The following is an 18,526-nucleotide window of genomic DNA, read 5'->3' as shown; positions in this document are numbered from 1 at the left end:
CGCTCCTTTAGCGTTCGAATTGACCAAACTCTTGTTGTAATTGTCGGTTTACTGCCAGGCGCGCCGGGAGCGCATCACCCAGCGCTTCCACCACACCCGACAGCAGCAGGTTGAACAGACAGCTCACAGGGGCAAGTGAATCCCAGAAATGACCGGTATCGGTTTTCACCTGTAGTAAATCAATCGGATAATCCCGCGCCCACGGGCACCAGATATCGGTGATTAAGGCCAGCGGAATGCCTTTCTCGCTCGCGACGCGGCAGTACTGTCGGGCCATCGTGGAGTAGGTACGCGTATCGGTCAGCACGACATAAGGGTGCGCAAACCCGGAATTCAGGGATTCCACCCAACTGCCGGATACCCCTTCGGAGTAGCTCACCCGCGGGCGGAGGTATTCAAGGTGGCTGAAGAAGGCGTTGGCGATCCCGCGCGTGGACTGGATCCCCAGCACAAAAACCGCGTCCGCGTGGGCCAGATGGTGCACCACCTGACGAAAAGCGTCCGTTTGCGCCAGCTGATACACCTGCGTAATGGCATCCACTTCCAGTGACAGGGCGTGCTGAAGGCGGTTGGGCAGGGGGCGCTGCTGCTGCCAGGAGTCGAGGCGCTCGTTCATGCCCCAGGGCTGATACGGATCGCGCAGGCTTTTTTTGGCATCCTCCAGGTTGCGATACCCCAGCTTGCGCAGAAAGCGTCCGACGGTGATCCCGCTGGTCCCGCTCGCCAGCCCGACGCTCTCCGCCGTTTCAAACGGGATTTGCGCGGCGTGCGCCAGCAGCCAGCTCCCGACCCGCTTCTCGCTGGGGGTAAGCTGGCTGAACGTCGCTTCGATACGGCTCAACATCTCAGGTTTCGTCGTCATACCGCCTCGCTGTTAACAGGCTGTCAATGGCCGAAATTGTGTTACCTGGTTAACAATGCATGACGCGTGCCATGTTCACAGGAGGGCGAAAACCCGCTGCGCAGTAAACTTCATGCAATATTTGGTTAACCAATGATCAACATTTGTGCAGCGTAGTTCACTTTTGGTGCACTGGCTGACCGGACAGGTATGAATTTGGTGAATACGTCAGCCTGTTCACATTTTTGATAAGATAGAAGCACTGAGAACATAAAAGGGATCCCTCATGGCGAATTTGCCCTGGCGAGTCAGCGTGCGCCTGATCGCGCTTGCAAAGAAAACAGGAATGGTCGTGGGGATCGTCCTGGTCGTCCTGCTGGCGGTGCGGGTGTATCTCTCGCAGCAGGGGCCGGAACTGCACCTGTGGCACACCTGGCGGGCAGATGAGATGTCCGTTCGCGAGTTGGATAACGCCGATTTTGCCGGGTACCTCGCCCGGGAAAAGGCGATTTTCGCCGATCTGGATAACGCGGTGACGGCGAAAACAGCGGGCGAGGAACAAACCCCGTTAAACCGCTATTATCGCCAGAGCCTGGTGTGGCCGGGTCAGTTTGCCCCCGATGCCAACCGCTCCTTTGTGCTGATGCCGGACGGAAAGCCCCGCGGCGCGGTGGTGCTGCTGCACGGGCTGACGGATTCGCCCTACAGCGTCAGGCGCCTTGCCGTGAACTATCAGCAGCACGGCTTTGTGGCCGTGGTCCCGCGTCTTCCTGGACACGGCACCGCGCCCGGTGCGCTGACGGACGTGGACTGGGAAATGTGGCTGGCGGCCACGCGCCTTGCCGTACGGGAAGCCACGCGTCTGGCGGGTGAGGCTGTGCCTCTGCATCTGGTGGGCTACTCCAACGGCGGGGCGCTGGCGATGAAATATGCCCTCGATGCGCTGGACGCGCCTGCACTGCGTAAACCGCAGCAGGTGATCCTGCTCTCACCGATGATTGGCGTGACGGCCTTTGCGCGGTTCGCCGGTTTCGCCGGGCTACCGGCGCTGCTGCCGCCGTTTGCCAAAGCGGCATGGCTGAATATCTCCCCGGAATATAATCCGTATAAATACAATTCGTTCCCGGTGAACGCCGCCCGCCAGTCGTGGCTGCTGACGAAGGCCCTGCAGGAGCAGATTGGCCGCGCGGCGCGGGAAAACAGGCTGGCGAATTTGCCGCCGGTGCTGGCGTTCCAGTCGGTGATGGACTCCACGGTCAGTACCCGCGCGGTGGTCAGTGGCCTGTTTGACCAGCTTCCGGCAAACGGCAGCGAACTGGTGATGTTCGATATCAACCAGGCGGCGAGCTTCCGTCCGCTCTTCAAACCGTCGTCCTGGACGGCCACCACGGCGCTGCTGCCGGTCGCACAGAGACGTTACGGTGTCACGATTATCACCAATGCCAGCGAGCACAGTTTCTCGACGGTGGCGAAAATAACCCCGGCAGGCAGAACGCAGGAGACGGTGGTGCCGCTTGCCCAGTCCTGGCCGCAGGATGTCTATTCCCTGTCGCACGTTGCGGTGCCGTTCCCGCCGGATGACGATCTCTATGGTCGCGAACCTGGGGTGAAAAACCGCTACGGTATCAGCCTGGGGACGATTGCGCTCTGGGGAGAAACGTCCGTATTGAGCGTCGGGAAAGAGGCGCTGATGCGGGTCACCTCGAACCCGTTTTACGACTTTATGCAGGAGAGGATTAACAGCCGGATCGGGGACGAGAAAAAGTAACGTTCCCCTGTAGCGTGAATATGTTAGGTCGCATTGATTAAGTATGTTACATAGTAGCTTCAAGGCACCTCTCTTTCTCATTGGAACCCCTTTTTGTGCTGACGACTCTGATCTACCGAAGCCAGTTGAATTTATCCCGCCCGTCCACCGAACTGCGGGAGCTGGTGGCGCGCGCCAGGGGCCGCAACACAAAACTGGCTATTACCGGCGTCCTCCTGGCTAATGGGAATGAGGTTCTGCAGGTCCTCGAAGGGTCGGAAGAGAGTGTGGTCAACCTTTTCCATACCATCCGTGAGGACAAGCGGCACAGTGGGGTGGTAGAACTGCTGCGGGACTATGGTCCGCGCAGACGCTTCGAAAACGTCGGCATGCTGCTGTTCGATCTGCAAACGCAGTCGCCGAAAGAGGTGCTGCAGTCGGTGCTGCGCTACAGCAAGCTGGACAGCTATCTGACCTCCGACGATCGGGTGTTCAAATTTATTCAGACCTTTATAACCGGTAAACGTCCGGTCCCGTCGGGGGCACGCTACACCGCGGACAAATGGACGCTCTCGACCGAAACGCTACCCTTTGGCGAACACCTGGGCCTGATTGACGGGCAAACCTGCCAGTTTGCGCTGCAGCCTATTGTCGAGCCCTCGGAAGGGAAGATCAGCTCCCTTGAGGCGCTTATCCGCGGCAACGACGGCGGCAGCCCGGAGCATTTCTTCAGCACCGTCGACCCGGACAACATCTACGAAGTCGATCTCCAGACAAAAGCCTATGCCTTTGCGCTGGCGGAAAAGCTGGGCATTGGCAGCCATAAAATCGCGGTAAACCTGCTGCCCATGTCGCTGGTGAATGTCCCTGGCGCAGTGGAATTTCTGGTCGATCAGATTAAAAAACATGGCCTTCAGCCGGAGCAGGTGGTCATTGAAGTCACTGAAAACGAGATGATCTCCGGGTTCAACCAGTTTAACAGTGCCATCAAGCAGCTTCGCGGTGAGGGGATTGGCCTGGCGATCGATGATTTTGGCTCGGGCTATGCCGGACTTTCGCTGCTGACCCGGTTCCAGCCGGATAAAATTAAAATCGACCGGGAAATTGTCAGCAATATTCACCTGAGCGGCCCGAAACAGGCAATTGTGCGCTCCATCATCAGCTGCTGCTCCGATCTTGAAATCACCCTGGTGGCGGAAGGTATCGAGAAAATTGAGGAGTGGTGCTGGCTCGAATCTGCCGGGATCCGACGCTTTCAGGGATTCCTGTTTGCCCGGCCGCAGCTGAATGGCGTCGGCGATATCCACTGGCCGCATCTGGTGCGTTAAGTCAAATTTCCCTCCCGTTATTTCCCCTTTGCCCGGCCTGTGCTTAAATAGCTAAAACGGTTTAACATAGTTTAGCTACGAGGATCACATGAAGAAAATCTGGGTACTTGGCGATGCGGTAGTGGATTTGCTGCCCGATGGAGAAGGTCGATTACTGCAGTGTCCCGGCGGCGCGCCGGCGAACGTCGCGGTCGGTATTGCCCGGCTGGGCGGCCAGAGCGCCTTTATCGGCAGGGTTGGCGACGATCCTTTTGGGCGGTTTATGGCGAAAACGCTCGCTGCCGAGCGGGTTGACGTGACGTGGATGCGCCTTGACCCGGCGCACCGCACCTCAACGGTGGTGGTTGATTTGGACGACCACGGCGAGCGATCGTTTACCTTCATGGTGCGCCCGAGCGCCGATCTGTTTCTCGAACCCGCCGACCTGCCGTCGTTCAGCGCCGGGGAGTGGCTGCACGTCTGCTCCATCGCCTTAAGCGCCGAGCCGAGCCGTACTGCGACATTTCAGGCGATGGCCGCCATCCGGGAGGCGGGCGGTTACGTCAGTTTCGACCCCAATATTCGCCCGGATCTCTGGCCGGATGAGAACGCACTTCACCGCTGTCTTGAACAGGCGCTGCAAAGCGCTGACGTGGTGAAACTTTCGGTAGAAGAACTGGCCTTTTTCACCGGCAGCGCGGAGGTAAACGTTGGTCTGGAGGTGCTGATGCAGCGCTGCCCGGCGCGTCTGGTGCTGGTTACCCAGGGAAAAGCGGGCGTAACCGCGTGGCATGAAGGTACCGTAAAACACTACCCGGCAACGCCTGTGCAGTGCGTCGATACGACCGGCGCGGGCGACGCCTTTGTGGCGGGGCTGCTCTACGGTCTGGCCGACGGTCAGGCGCTGCCTCCGGTTATCGCGCTCGCCCAGCGCTGCGGCGCGCTGGCCACCACCGCCAAAGGGGCGATGACCGCGTTGCCCTGGCAGCACGACCTGTAATTTCTCCTCTCCTGGCCGCCATCCGGCGGCCTGAATTGTCGCCTCGATCACACTTACTAAATCGGTTTAGCAAAAAAGATTGCCGAGCCAAAATTCACAGGTTTAGTATCAGCAACCTAAACCGGTTTAGCAATTTAGCACGTTTAATGACTTCTTTTAGGGATGCGACAAAATGTATAAAAAACGCAGACTTGCCGTGATGATAGGCATGCTGGCCGGAAGTACCTCTGTTTTTGCCCAGACGGATATGTCCAGTATTGAAGCGCGCCTTGCCGCGATGGAGCAGCGCCTTCAGGACGCAGAGACGCGCGCGCAGGTGGCTGAGAAACGCGCCGCGGCAGCAGAACAAAAAACGCAGCAGCTGGTTGCCGCTCAGCAGCAGGCGCAAACGACGACCCAGGAGGTGGCGCAGCGCACCACCGCGCTGGAGAAAAAGGCGGATCAGACCGGCGGGTTTGAGTTCCACGGCTATGCCCGCTCTGGCCTGCTGATGAACGATGCGGCCTCCAGCAGCAAAAGTGGCCCTTACCTGACGCCAGCAGGTGAAACCGGTGGTGCGGTGGGGCGTCTGGGTAACGAAGCCGACACCTACGTCGAGCTGAACCTGGAGCACAAGCAAACCCTGGATAACGGGGCGACCACGCGCTTTAAAGCGATGCTGGCCGACGGTCAGAGAACCTATAACGACTGGTCAGCCGATACCAGCGACCTCAATATTCGCCAGGCCTTCGCAGAGCTGGGCAACCTGCCTGATTTTACCGGCGCGCTGAAGGGCAGTACCTTCTGGGCGGGTAAACGCTTCGACCGCGACAACTTTGACATCCACTGGCTGGATTCCGACGTGGTGTTCCTGGCCGGTACCGGCGGCGGCGTTTATGACGTGAAATGGAACGATTCGCTGCGCAGCAACTTCTCCATTTATGGCCGCAACTTCGGCAGCGTGGAGCAGACCGACAACAACGTTCAGAACTATATCCTCAGCATGAACCACTTCGCCGGCCCGTTCCAGCTGATGGTGAGCGGCCTGCGGGCGAAGGATAACGACGACCGTAAAGACACTAACGGCGATCTCATCAAAACGGATGCCGCCAATCACGGCGTTCATGCTCTGGTGGGCTTGCATAATGACAGCTTCTACGGCCTGCGCGAAGGGACCGCCAAAACGGCGCTGCTGTATGGTCACGGGCTGGGTGCAGAGGTGAAAAGCATCGGCTCCGATGGCGCCTTGCTGTCTGAGGCGGACACCTGGCGCTTTGCAAGTTACGGTGTCACGCCGATCGGCGGTGGCTGGAGCGTTGCGCCCGCCGTTCTGGCACAAAGCAGTAAAGATCGCTACGTCAAGGGCGATAGCTATGAGTGGGTGACGCTCAACACCCGCCTGATCAAAGAGGTCACCCAGAATTTCGCGCTGGCGTTTGAGGGCAGCTATCAGTACATGGATTTAAACCCGGAAGGCTATAAGGATCGCAACGCCGTGAACGGCAGTTTCTACAAGCTGACCTTTGCGCCAACCTTAAAAGCAAGCAAAATCGGCGATTTCTTTAGCCGTCCCGAACTGCGCCTGTTTGCCACCTGGATGGACTGGAGCAGTAAACTGGATCATTACGCCAGCGATGATGCCTTTGGCAGCAGCGGCTTCAACGCTGGCGGGGAATGGAACTTTGGGGTCCAGATGGAAACCTGGTTTTAACCCATCACGCTCCCGCCTGGCGGGAGCGTTTCGCACATCATAAAAAGAAGTCAGGCAGAGGTATCTATGGATTTTAATCAAATCGCCCGCGAGCTTATTCCGCTGCTCGGTGGCAAGGAAAATATCGCCAGCGCGGCGCACTGCGCAACGCGTCTTCGTCTGGTGCTGGTCGATGACGCGCTGGCGGATCAGCAGGCTATCGGCAAAGTTGACGGTGTGAAAGGCTGCTTCCGTAACGCCGGGCAGATGCAGGTAATTTTTGGCACGGGCGTGGTCAACAAGGTGTACGCCGCCTTTATTCAGGCGGCGGGGATTAGCGAATCCAGTAAATCTGAGGCTGCGGATCTGGCGGCGCGCAAGCTGAACCCGTTCCAGCGCATTGCTCGTCTGCTCTCCAATATCTTTGTGCCGATCATCCCCGCGATTGTGGCGTCCGGTCTGCTGATGGGCCTGCTCGGCATGGTGAAAACCTACGGCTGGGTCAATGCGGATAACGCCATCTACATCATGCTGGACATGTGCAGCTCGGCGGCGTTTATCATTCTGCCTATTCTGATTGGCTTTACCGCCGCGCGCGAATTTGGCGGTAACCCGTATCTCGGCGCGACGCTGGGCGGCATTCTGACCCACCCGGCGCTGACCAACGCCTGGGGCGTGGCATCGGGCTTCCACACCATGAACTTCTTCGGCCTTGAGATCGCGATGATTGGCTATCAGGGCACGGTATTCCCGGTGCTGCTGGCCGTCTGGTTTATGAGCATCGTGGAGAAAAACCTGCGCCGCGCGATCCCGGATGCGTTAGACCTGATCCTGACGCCGTTCCTCACCGTCGTCATCTCCGGCTTTATCGCCTTGCTGATTATCGGCCCGGCGGGGCGCGCTCTGGGGGACGGTATCTCCTTTATTCTGAGCACGCTGATCGCCCACGCAGGCTGGCTCGCCGGGCTGCTGTTCGGCGGACTGTATTCGGTGATTGTGATCACCGGTATTCACCACAGCTTCCACGCGATTGAAGCCGGGCTGCTGGGCAACCCGTCGATTGGCGTTAACTTCCTGCTGCCGATCTGGGCCATGGCGAACGTGGCGCAGGGCGGTGCCTGCCTGGCGGTATGGTTCAAAACCAAAGATGCCAAAATCAAAGCCATTACTCTGCCGTCGGCGTTCTCTGCAATGCTGGGCATCACCGAAGCGGCCATTTTTGGTATCAACCTGCGCTTCGTTAAGCCGTTTATCGCTGCGCTGATTGGCGGCGCGGTGGGCGGGGCATGGGTGGTCTCCGTGCATGTGTACATGACCGCCGTCGGGCTGACCGCGATTCCGGGGATGGCCATCGTGCAGGCCAGCTCGCTGCTGAACTATATTATCGGCATGGTGATTGCTTTCGGCGTGGCGTTTACCGTCTCACTGCTGCTGAAATATAAAACGGATTCTGAATAATGACGTTACCTTCCCGCTGGCCTGCGATCCTGCAGGCCGTTATGACAGGTCAGCCGCGGGCGCTGGCGGACAGCCATTATCCGCAATGGCACGCCGCGCCGGTGACGGGGCTGATGAACGACCCGAACGGGTTTATCTGGTTCGCTGGCCGCTATCACCTGTTCTATCAGTGGAACCCCCTGGACTGCGAGCACCGATTTAAGTGCTGGGGGCACTGGAGCTCTGCGGACCTGGTACACTGGCGGCATGAGCCCCTGGCGCTGATACCCGACGAAGCGTATGACCGCAACGGCTGCTACTCCGGTAGCGCCGTCGATAACGAGGGCGTTTTGACCCTGTGCTACACCGGCAACGTCAAGTTCGATGACGGCAGCCGCACCGCCTGGCAGTGTCTGGCCGTGGAGCAGCCGGACGGGACCTTCAGGAAGCTGGGGCCGGTGCTGGCGCTGCCGGAAGGCTACACCGGCCACGTGCGCGACCCGAAGGTGTGGCAGCACGAGGGGATGTGGTACATGGTGCTCGGCGCGCAGGATGTGCAGAAGCGCGGCAAGGTGCTGCTGTTTAAATCAGCCGATTTGCACGCCTGGACATCCTGCGGGGAGATCGCCGGTCACGGGGTTAACGGCCTGACGGACGCGGGTTATATGTGGGAATGTCCGGACCTGTTTGCCCTCGACGGGACACATGTCCTGATCTGCTGCCCGCAGGGGCTGGCGCGCGAGCCGCATCGCTACCTCAATACCTATCCGGCCACCTGGATGAGCGGGGCGTTTGATTACGCCAGCGCCGCATTCGATCACGGCGAGCTTCACGAGCTGGATGCGGGGTTTGAGTTTTACGCCCCGCAAACCACGCTGGCGGAAGATGGACGCCGCATCCTGATTGGCTGGATGGGCGTACCGGACGGGGAAGAGATGCTTCAGCCAACCCGGGCGCACGGCTGGATGCACCAGATGACCTGCCCGCGCGAACTACGCTATCGCGACGGCAGGCTCTGGCAGACCCCGGCGCGCGAACTGGCGGCGCTGCGTGAAGATGAGCAGCACTGGCAGGGGCACGCCAGCGACGCGCCCGAACTGGACACGACGCGCCTGGAGTTTGAGCTGGGCGCATCGCAGGTGAACGTCGATTTTGCCGGCGCGCTGCGCCTCACGCTCGATGAGCAGGGTATACGCCTGGAACGCGCGAGCCTGAAAACCGGTGAAACGCTAACCCGCTACTGGCAGGGCGACGTCCGTCACTTACGCGTTCTGTGCGACCGCTCCAGCGTCGAAATCTTCATTAACCAGGGCGAAGGGGTGATGAGCAGCCGCTATTTTCCTGACCATCCGACCCGGGTGCGATTCGAAGGTGCGTCCGATATCACATTACGCTACTGGTCGCTGCGCGCTTGCATGATAGAATGAGGGTTTTGGCAGCCGGATCTAAGTCGTTGTGAGAAAAACAAAACGCGTCACCATTAAAGACATTGCGGAGCTGGCGGGTGTGTCAAAAGCCACCGCCAGCCTGGTCCTGAACGGTCGCAGCAAAGAGCTACGCGTGGCGGAAGAGACGCGCGAGCGCGTGCTGGCAATTGCAAAAGAGCACCACTATCAGCCCAGCATTCACGCCCGCTCGCTGCGCGATAACCGCAGCCACACCATTGGTCTGGTGGTTCCTGAGATCACCAACTACGGTTTTGCCGTCTTTTCTCACGAGCTGGAAACGCTGTGCCGCGAGGCGGGCGTTCAGTTGTTGATCTCCTGCAGCGATGAAAACCCGGGGCAGGAGACGGTGGTGGTGAACAACATGGTGGCGCGTCAGGTGGACGGGCTGATTGTGGCCTCCAGCATGCTCAACGACGCGGACTACCATAAGCTGAGCGAGCAGCTGCCGGTGGTTCTGTTTGACCGCCACATCAATGACAGCGCGCTGCCGCTGGTGATCACCGATTCCATTACCCCGACGACCGAACTGGTGGCGGACATTGCGCGCCAGCATCCTGATGAGTTCTACTTTCTCGGCGGCCAGCCCCGCCTGTCGCCCACGCGCGACCGCCTGGAAGGCTTTAAGCAAGGGCTGCGTGAGGCCGGTGTGGCGCTGCGCCCCGAGTGGATCATTCACGGCAACTATCATCCGAGCTCCGGATACGAGATGTTTGCTGAACTCTGCGCCCGCCTGGGGCGTCCGCCGAAAGCGCTCTTCGCCGCCGCCTGCGGGCTGCTGGAAGGGGTGCTGCGCTATATGGGCCAACATAACCTGCTGCAAAGCGATATCAGGTTAGCCAGTTTTGACGATCACTATCTCTACGATTCGCTGACGATCCCGGTGGATACCATTCGTCAGGATAACCGCCAGCTGGCGTGGCACTGCTTTGATTTGATTAGCAAATTAATCGAGGGGGAGACGCCGCAGCCGTTGCAGCGCAAGCTCAATGCCACCCTGCAGCGACGCTATAAGTCAGCGAAATAGCCCGGTTCGATACTTCAATAACTTTAATTAATTTAAGTTTTGGAATGGCCGATAACCATAAGGAATAATTCTCCTTGAGGTATTGGTTTATGTCGTTGAAAAAGTCGTCCCTGATTGTCCTGTTCTCGCTGCTTTTCTTCTTTGTTGTCAGCACCGTCACCAGCGTTGGCCTCATCATTAAAAGTAATAATTCGCTGGATAACGTCAACAAAGAGATCCAGGTTGTGCTGTCCATTATTGATCCTATTAACCACAGCCGTACGCTGCGCGTGCGGGTGATGGAGTATGTGAAGATGGTGGAAGCGGGCAACGCGGCGGACGGCGCTGCAAAGCTTACCGCCGTGAAAGAGGCGCTGACCAAAGCAGATCACGCCTTTGCGGCCTTTATGGCGTCGCCGCGCCTGAGCGATGAAGCGCCGCTGGTCACTGCCTATCAGGATGCCTGGCAAAACTACCGCAACCAGGGGCTGGCGCCGCTGATCGACGCCGCCGAGGCGCACGATGTTGCCAAATTCAACGCGCTGATCCCGGAAGTCTCCCGCCTCGACCGCCAGTACGAGATCGTTCTCGACCAGGTGCTTTCCGTCCACCAGAAATACGCCAAAAGCCTGAACGAGGATGCGAGCAGTAACTTCGTCTCTGGCCTGGCGATCATTGCCGCTATCGCCAGCCTGTTTGTGGTGGTGATTGTCGCCGTCAGCCTGCTGATGAAGCGCTTTGTCTTTGCGCCAGTTAACCTGGCGCGCGAGCACTGCAGCCAGATTGCGGCAGGCAAGCTGGACATTCCGGTGCCGGTGAAGGGGAGTACAGGCAACGAAATCGACCATCTGATGGGCTCGATGGAGCAGATGCGTCAGGCGCTGCTGGCGACCATCGCCCAGGTGCGCGATGCGAGCCATACCGTAACGCACGCAGCCCAGGAGATTGCCTCCGGTAATATCGACCTGGCGTCACGCACCGAGCAGCAGGCTTCGGCGTTAACCCAGACGGCGGCCAGCATGGAAGAGCTGAGCGCGACGGTGGCGAACAATACCGATAATGTGTATCAGGCCGGGAAACTGGTGCAGGACGCGGTGAAAAATGCCCACACCGGTGAAGCGGTAACCCGTGAAGTCATCGACACGATGAATACCATCGCGGCGAACTCGAAGCGCATTGAAGACATCACCAGCGTGATTAACAGCATCGCCTTCCAGACCAACATCCTGGCGCTGAACGCGGCGGTTGAAGCGGCGCGCGCCGGTACGCAGGGACGCGGCTTTGCGGTCGTAGCCAGCGAAGTACGCACCCTGGCGCAGAAAAGCGCGGTGGCGGCTAAAGACATCGAAAGCCTGATCGCGCAGTCGGTCTCCAGCGTGAAAAACGGTGCGGAGCTGGTGAGCCGCTCGGGCGAGGTGATTGATTCGATCATTTCGTCGGTGAATAAAGTGAATACGCTGATGGAGCAGATCTCCGTCGCCTCTGAAGAGCAGAGCCGCGGGATCAGTCAGGTCGGGCAGGCGGTGACCGAGATGGACGGCGTGACCCAGCAGAACGCCGCGCTGGTGCAGCAGTCCGCCGCGGCAGCGGCTTCGCTGGAAGAGCAGGCGCAACAGCTTTCACGGAGTATTTCGAGTTTTAGGTTGCCGGTGCAGGCTTGATTGAAGGTAGGAGGCTCCTGCGGGGGCCTTTTTTGTGAGTATAACGAGTCACACTAAGTCATACAGAAGCTTATTTCGGATATATAGTTGGTATCAATGCCGCATAAATAACTATTTTTTATGGGGTTGCTTATCATTTTTAAAGACAATAGAAGATTGGTAATAAATACTTATAGACACTGCCAATTGTAATGAAAAATCAAGGGCATATCTGATTCATTAAGAATTTGTTGAGAATAGTTGCCTTGTTCTGGCTTTATCTGCTATTAATAATTAGAGTTGATGCAAAACAATGGCAAAGGCTTGTTTCGAATATATTCTTGCTCTCAAGTTGGGGGTTGTGAGATGGCTATAGATATTGTTTCGGAGGAGTTGAGTTTTTTTAAATCTGCTACTACACGAATGCGCTGGCTGGTAAATAGTACCGTGCTTATTTCTGCTTTAATCATGGTGCATATTTATCTTGCAAACTTTAGCTTACAGGACCAACAACTTGAGGGTGTTGTTTATAATCGCTTCATAAATCAATTGGTTAATTACAGGCAGTGCCAAGGAGAGATATTTGTTGAGCTTGTCAAACATCCAGACAGTAGCGTGGAAAAAAGGGAGCAACTCAAAAATATAATTATAAAAAATTCTTCTGATTGTAGGGTCTTGTCCTCGAAGTTACGTGACTATTTATTCTTAACACCACTAATGGATATCATAAAACAGTACTCCAGACTGGAGTATGAAGTTCAATCAAACGAACACACATTGGCTAGTGAAAGCCTTCCTACCCGAACGATTCCCTTGCTTAATATGAATATTCCTGCAAATGATTTTGTTATTATAATGGCTATCTTGTCTATGTTTATAGTAATAGGTATTTGGATGAATCTGCGTGGTATTCATGCAGCTCTTTCGTCACTATGTAGTCATGGTGATATTGATGTGCTTAAGGTTGCTCAATTAAATACCGTATTCTTGACTTATTCTGAAGTGGGTGGTAATAGATTTGCAAGACAGGTCCGTGCACTTTCTATGTGGCTTCCATTTATCTCTATTGTATCAGCAACAATTGTTGGGTATTGGCCAATATTACACACTCGTTTTGGGAATGACGGTAACAGAATTGGTTATGATTATTATTTTGGGTCCGATGTAGTGATAGCAGTTTTCTTGGGCTTATCTATAGTTATATCTTGTATGCATTGCTGGATTGCAATAAAATGTTATAAAGAGATTTCGGGGATTGACTCAATATTCGAAAGGACATTAAGGCAAGTCCACCATAATTAAAAAAGGCTTCGATCCTGCAAAATCTCATATATAAGTAATTCCGGATATTACAATCAAAGAAAAATCACTTTTTATAACCCCTGATCATTTTTCATTTTTCCAGCAATATTTCCCATCCTCATCCGTCCACCTCATCACACGCCATAATCAGTTACTGTAAACGAGGTAAACACCATGAGAGATTTTGAACTGCACGGCAGAGGTCACGGGCGCGGATTCGGTCGCCACCGTATGGGCAAGGGCTTAGTCATCGGCGCGGTGATTTTCATCGTGCTCGGCTTGCTGGTCATGTCCCTGTGGAACGCCTTGCTCCCGGCGATCCTGGGCGTGAAGGCCATCGGATTCTGGCAGGCGCTGGGCATTCTGGTGCTGAGCCGCATTCTGTTTGGCGGCTTAGGTTTCCGCCCCGGAATGTTTGGCGCGCACCGCCGCATGCACGAGCGCTGGATGAACATGACGCCCGAACAGCGTGAGGCGTTTATTCAGCAGCGCCGTGAAGGCTTCGGTCGCCACGGTCGCGGTCACTGCGGCTGGCACGGTCATCGTGACGATAAGCGCGATGACGCTACGCCAAAAGCGCCGGACGCGGAGTGAGCGAGATGAAAGCCGGGGAGGCGGGCGGATCCATGCTGATGTCGGCGCTCAATGTCTGCCGCGCCCGGCTGAAAGCCTTCATTCGCGGACGGACGTCCGTGCGCGATGATGCCGACGACATTTTGCAGGAGGTGACGTATCAGCTGATGAAAGTGGAGCAGCCGGTCGAAAACGTCGCCGCCTGGCTGTTCCGCGCGGCGCGTAACGAAATGACCGACCGGGCGCGTAAAAAGCGCGAGGTGTCGCTCTCCGGCTATTTTACGGGCGAAGATGACGACGGTTATCCGGAAGACGAGCTGGCCGAAACCCTGTTCGGCGTACCGCACACGCCGGAGGAGGAGTACCTCAAAACGCTGCTGTGGGAAGAGCTGGGCCAGGCGCTGTCTGAACTTCCACCGCCGCAGCGGGAGGCGTTTGAAAAGACCGAGCTCCACGGCTACAGCATTAAAATGCTGGCAGAGGAGACCGGCGCCAGCGAACAGGCGCTGTTATCCCGCAAGCACAAGGCGGTGCTGTTTCTGCGCACGCGGCTGCGGGACGTCTATGACGCGCTGACAGGCGAATAGCGGCGGCAGACAAAACCTTACACTTCCGGCACTTGTAGATTCATCACTATCGTTTATGATCGGGGCGTCTTGTCACTCTGGAATGTTATGCGCAACCGTCAGCTCCTCGGAAAATGGCTTTTGATTATCACCTGTCTCGCGATGGCGCTTTGCCTCGTGCAGCGTGCGGTGATGCTCAACCATTTTTTACAGGGACTGGATCCGCAGATTTCGCTGAGTGCAGATGCCCCGACTCAAACCAGCAACACTGAACAACCCGGCCCGTCGCCGTGTCAGCTCGGCGCGCACTCGCTGCTTTGCGCCCAGCCGCTGTTCTTCGACGGTGCATTACCGGCCATTATTATCTTCTTCGCGCTGCTGCAGCTGTTGACGCAAGGGCGGGCACTGGCTCCTGCGGAACAGCCCGTTCAGGCACCGCCTCCCCGAATACACCTTAAAAACTGCGTTTTCCGTGAATGAAAAACATCGTCACCACACGATAATTTTTCACTGTTCACGGAGTACAACATGGTTAACCTCTTCAGGGGATTCGTCTTCCTGTGGCTGTCCTGCATCGGCATTGTCCATGCGGCGGACACCGGCTGGCTGGTCTCCCCACAAAACGATCACGCCCGCATCCGCTTTCAGGCGGAGAGGGAACAAACGCATGTTAAAGGCCTGCTCACCGTTGAGCTAAAGCCCGGCTGGAAAACCTACTGGCGATCGCCGGGCGAGGGCGGCGTGGCGCCGAAAATCAGCTGGCCGGAAGGCGTAACGGACAGCTGGTCCTGGCCGGTGCCGTCGCGCTTCGATATCTCCGGCATGACCACGCAGGGCTATCACGATAAGGTGACGATCCCGATTACGCTCGACGGAGCGAAGGGCGACACGCTCGACGGGACGCTGACGCTCTCTACGTGCAGCAACGTCTGCCTGCTGACGGACTACCCGCTGCACCTCGATTTTACCCAATCCGTGGATGAGGGCTTCCGCAGCGCCTTCGGGCAAGCGATGCGCGCCTTGCCGGGCACGTCTGGCGTATCCAAGGATCTCTCTGCCTGGCTCTCTGGCGACAAGCTGGTGATTACCGGCACGACGGACGGGAAGTGGGACAATCCGGGGATCTACTTTGACCCGCTGGAGGGTGACATTCTGCCCGGCGAGCCGGTCATTAAACATGACGGCACTGCGCTTCGGGTGACGGTACCCGTGACCGACGAATGGGGTGATAAACCCGCTTCGTTGGCAGGCAAAAGGCTGTCGTTTGTGCTGACCAACGGCGATCGGGCGCAGCAAACCACCATGACCGTTGGGACAACGCCCGAAGAGACCTCCGTGCCGGACGGGACGGGAAAAATGGTGCTCTTTGCCCTGCTGGGCGGGCTGATCCTGAACCTGATGCCCTGCGTGCTGCCGGTGATGGGCATGAAGCTTAACAGCATCTTGCTGGCGGGATCGAACAGCCGCGCCATCAGGCTGCGCTTTCTGGCCACCAGCGCCGGGATCCTCACCTCCTTTATGCTGTTGGCCGGGATGGTCACCGCGCTGAAGCTGGCCGGAGCGTCGCTGGGGTGGGGCATTCAGTTCCAGAACCCGTGGTTTATTGGCCTGATGGTCGCCGTGACCTTCCTGTTTGCGCTGAACCTGTTTGGGACGTTTGAAATGCTTCTCCCTTCTTCTGCCGCAGGACGGCTGGCGACGGCAGGGGGATCGGGGATCGGCGGCAGCTTCTGCGAAGGAATGTTCGCCACGTTGCTGGCGACGCCGTGCTCCGCACCGTTCCTCGGTACCGCGGTCGCCTTTGCCCTTGGCGCTCCGCTGCACGCCCTGTGGCTGATCTTCCTGATGCTCGGCGTGGGCATGAGTCTGCCGTGGCTGTTCGTTGCCCTGGTACCGAAAACGGCCATGCTGCTGCCGAAACCCGGCCGCTGGATGAACACGCTCAAGGTCATCCTCGGCATGATGATGCTGGCCTCCAGCCTCTGGCTGGCGACGCTGTTGAGCGTGCATCTGGGCGAGGCGGTCAGCCAGATCGTGATGCTGGGGCTGACTGCCGTCGCGCTGGTGTTGTTCGCGCTGAAGGGGCAAAAATCTTCGCCGCTGTTCTGGGTGGTGGTCATCGCGCTGTCGGCGTTCGGCGGGTATCAGCTGCGCGGTCTGCTTAACGCGCCGCCTGACGCTCCGGCACAAAACGTTGCGCAGACTATCCCGTGGCAGCCGCTCAGTGAAGAGGCTATCGAGAATGCGCTGGCGCAGGGGAAGCGAGTGTTTGTGGATATCTCGGCGGACTGGTGCGTGACCTGCAAAGTTAACGAGCACCGCGTACTCAGTCAGCCGGACGTGATTGCCGCGCTGCGCCAGCCGGACGTGGTGGCCCTGCGCGGAGACTGGAGCCAGCCGTCCGCGTTTATCGCGGATTTTCTGGCGAAGCGAAACCGCTACGCCATTCCGTTTAACGCGGTGTATGGCCCCGGTCTGCCTGAAGGGGAAATTCTCTCGCCGCTGCTGGACAAACGCACCCTGGTTACCACCCTGAACAATGCAAAAGGCTAAAGGTATGATGAAAAAACTCTTTATTACGCTTCTACTCCTGCTGGCCCCGCTTCAGGTATTTGCTGCCCAGCCGCTGACGCCTGACCAGGAGCAGCGCGCGCAGAAGATGATCGCTGATTTCCTGTTTAACGATCCAAACTCCCCGCGCATCGGCGCGAAAAACCCAAAGCTCACCCTGGTGGTGTTTACCGACTACAACTGCCCGTACTGTAAAAAATTCGATCCGTACCTGGAGAAGATTGTCGAAAAACATCCGGACGTGGCGGTGGTCTTTAAGTTTTTACCTTTCCGCTCGGAAAGTTCGCTGACCGCCGCACGAGACGCGTTAACTGTCTGGCGTGCGCATCCTGAGCAGTTTATGAAGCTGAACCACACCCTGATGGCGAAAAAGGGGTACCACGATGACGCCAGCATTCAGGAGGCGCAAAAGCGGGCGGGCGTGAGCGTGACGACGCCGGACGAGGAGAGTTTTCTGACGATCAGGCGCAGCCTCATTGTGGCGGAAAAAATGGGGATCCAGGGCACGCCCGCCACGCTTATCGGCGAGGGGCTGCTTCCCGGCTGGGTGCCGTTCGAACAATTCGACGAAATGGTCAGTGAAGCACTGAAAAACCGCTAACCTGAAGGGGGCGAAATGCCCCCGACAAACCGGAGAGGGAAATGAAAAAATTACTGTTACTTTCGGCGCTGGCGACGTCAGGGCTGGTACAGGCGGCTGAAGCCATACCGGATGTGGTGAAGCACTTCAGCGAGCAGCAGAACATCAAAATCATCAAGAAGCTGGATGCGCCGGGCGGGGCGCCAGCCTGGCTGGGGCAGTATCAGGATATGGGCGTGACGCTCTTTCTTACGCCGGACGGCAAGCACGTGATCTCAGGTTATCTTTATGATGACAAAGGGAAGAACCTCAGCGAGGGCTATTTCCAGAAAGAGATCTACGCCCCAATGGGACGCGAGATGTGGAAAAACCTGAATGCGGCGCATCCCCTGAAAGAAGGGGCGGATAACGCCCCGCGTAAGGTCTTTGTCTTTGCCGATCCGTTCTGTCCGTACTGCAAGCAGTTCTGGTCCGAGGCGCAGCCGTGGGTGAAGGCCGGTAAGGTGCAGCTCAATACGCTGCTGGTGGCGTTCCTCAACCCCAACAGCGGACGCAACGCCGCCGCCATTCTGAATGCGAAAGATCCGGTTGCGGCCTGGCGCGAATACGAGCTCTCCGGCGGCAAAAAACTGCCCAAGCCTGAAGGCGAGGCTTCCCGCGAAACGGTTGAGATCCTACAGAAACATCAGGCGCTGATGGACAGCCTGGGCGCTAACGCCACGCCGGCTATTTATTATCTGAATGCGGAAAACGAGCTGCAGCAGGTGGTGGGGATGCCGGATGCGCAGCAGCTCGAGGCGATGTTCGGGCCGAAGCCGTAAAAAAACAGGCAGAAACGGGCG

The 18,526-nt window shown here is 57.5% G+C and carries 16 protein-coding genes; 15 read left to right on the top strand and 1 reads right to left on the bottom strand.

From position 1 onward, the window contains the following. Window positions 1-7: 7 nt before the first annotated feature. Complete coding sequence (locus F3J31_RS01160; RefSeq protein ID WP_167210794.1) at window positions 8-862, bottom strand: MurR/RpiR family transcriptional regulator; 855 nt, start codon at window positions 860-862, stop codon at window positions 8-10. Window positions 863-1,127: 265 nt separating this feature from the next. Here F3J31_RS01160 and F3J31_RS01155 point away from each other — a divergent pair, with 265 nt between their 5' ends. The 15 genes from F3J31_RS01155 to dsbG all read left to right on the top strand — a co-directional run bounded on the left by F3J31_RS01155 (window position 1,128) and on the right by dsbG (window position 18,505). Continuing rightward, a complete protein-coding gene (locus F3J31_RS01155; RefSeq protein WP_167210791.1) occupies window positions 1,128-2,609 on the top strand; it encodes an alpha/beta hydrolase in 1,482 nt (493 codons plus the stop codon). Window positions 2,610-2,704: 95 nt separating this feature from the next. Beyond that, window positions 2,705-3,916 (top strand): diguanylate phosphodiesterase, encoded by a 1,212-nt coding sequence (locus F3J31_RS01150; RefSeq protein WP_167210788.1) that lies wholly within the window; start codon window positions 2,705-2,707, stop codon window positions 3,914-3,916. A gap of 88 nt (window positions 3,917-4,004) precedes the next feature. Then, complete coding sequence (locus tag F3J31_RS01145; RefSeq protein ID WP_167210785.1) at window positions 4,005-4,895, top strand: aminoimidazole riboside kinase; 891 nt, start codon at window positions 4,005-4,007, stop codon at window positions 4,893-4,895. Window positions 4,896-5,067: 172 nt separating this feature from the next. Beyond that, window positions 5,068-6,585, top strand: a complete 1,518-nt coding sequence (locus F3J31_RS01140) for a carbohydrate porin (protein ID WP_045908770.1) — start codon at window positions 5,068-5,070, stop codon at window positions 6,583-6,585. A gap of 66 nt (window positions 6,586-6,651) precedes the next feature. Next, entirely contained in the window at window positions 6,652-8,022 is a 1,371-nt protein-coding gene (locus F3J31_RS01135) for a sucrose-specific PTS transporter subunit IIBC (RefSeq protein WP_023619263.1), read from the top strand. Continuing rightward, entirely contained in the window at window positions 8,022-9,428 is a 1,407-nt protein-coding gene (locus F3J31_RS01130; protein ID WP_167210782.1) for a sucrose-6-phosphate hydrolase, read from the top strand. The genes F3J31_RS01135 and F3J31_RS01130 overlap by 1 nt, the downstream gene beginning before the upstream one ends. Before the next feature lie 28 nt (window positions 9,429-9,456). Beyond that, on the top strand, window positions 9,457-10,473 hold the full coding sequence (locus F3J31_RS01125) for a LacI family DNA-binding transcriptional regulator (RefSeq protein WP_023344186.1): 1,017 nt from the start codon (window positions 9,457-9,459) through the stop codon (window positions 10,471-10,473). An 89-nt stretch (window positions 10,474-10,562) separates the two neighbouring features. After that, window positions 10,563-12,113, top strand: a complete 1,551-nt coding sequence (locus F3J31_RS01120) for a methyl-accepting chemotaxis protein (RefSeq protein WP_167210779.1) — start codon at window positions 10,563-10,565, stop codon at window positions 12,111-12,113. A 345-nt stretch (window positions 12,114-12,458) separates the two neighbouring features. Next, the gene (locus F3J31_RS01115; protein ID WP_167210776.1) at window positions 12,459-13,394 is read left to right on the top strand and encodes a hypothetical protein; all 936 of its coding nucleotides are present in this window, start codon (window positions 12,459-12,461) and stop codon (window positions 13,392-13,394) included. Between the two features lie 174 nt (window positions 13,395-13,568). Further along, the gene (locus F3J31_RS01110; protein ID WP_023292366.1) at window positions 13,569-13,988 is read left to right on the top strand and encodes a hypothetical protein; all 420 of its coding nucleotides are present in this window, start codon (window positions 13,569-13,571) and stop codon (window positions 13,986-13,988) included. 5 nt (window positions 13,989-13,993) lie between these two features. After that, window positions 13,994-14,554: an RNA polymerase sigma factor gene (locus F3J31_RS01105; protein ID WP_205246193.1), complete on the top strand. Its 561-nt coding sequence runs from the start codon at window positions 13,994-13,996 to the stop codon at window positions 14,552-14,554. 87 nt (window positions 14,555-14,641) lie between these two features. Continuing rightward, window positions 14,642-15,013 (top strand): hypothetical protein, encoded by a 372-nt coding sequence (locus F3J31_RS01100; protein WP_167210770.1) that lies wholly within the window; start codon window positions 14,642-14,644, stop codon window positions 15,011-15,013. A gap of 48 nt (window positions 15,014-15,061) precedes the next feature. After that, window positions 15,062-17,086, top strand: a complete 2,025-nt coding sequence (locus tag F3J31_RS01095) for a protein-disulfide reductase DsbD domain-containing protein (protein WP_167210767.1) — start codon at window positions 15,062-15,064, stop codon at window positions 17,084-17,086. A 7-nt stretch (window positions 17,087-17,093) separates the two neighbouring features. Further along, the gene (locus F3J31_RS01090) at window positions 17,094-17,705 is read left to right on the top strand and encodes a DsbA family protein (RefSeq protein ID WP_048029937.1); all 612 of its coding nucleotides are present in this window, start codon (window positions 17,094-17,096) and stop codon (window positions 17,703-17,705) included. 41 nt (window positions 17,706-17,746) lie between these two features. Continuing rightward, window positions 17,747-18,505 (top strand): thiol:disulfide interchange protein DsbG, encoded by a 759-nt coding sequence (gene dsbG / locus F3J31_RS01085; RefSeq protein ID WP_090416870.1) that lies wholly within the window; start codon window positions 17,747-17,749, stop codon window positions 18,503-18,505. Window positions 18,506-18,526 lie beyond the last annotated feature (21 nt).

Origin of the sequence: Enterobacter sp. Acro-832 (assembly GCF_011752745.1) — a bacterium.
In the GTDB taxonomy this organism is placed as follows: Bacteria; Pseudomonadota; Gammaproteobacteria; order Enterobacterales; family Enterobacteriaceae; genus Enterobacter; species Enterobacter quasiroggenkampii.
Note: the sequence above shows the minus strand (reverse complement) of the source record. Positions and strands in the feature narration are given on the sequence as shown.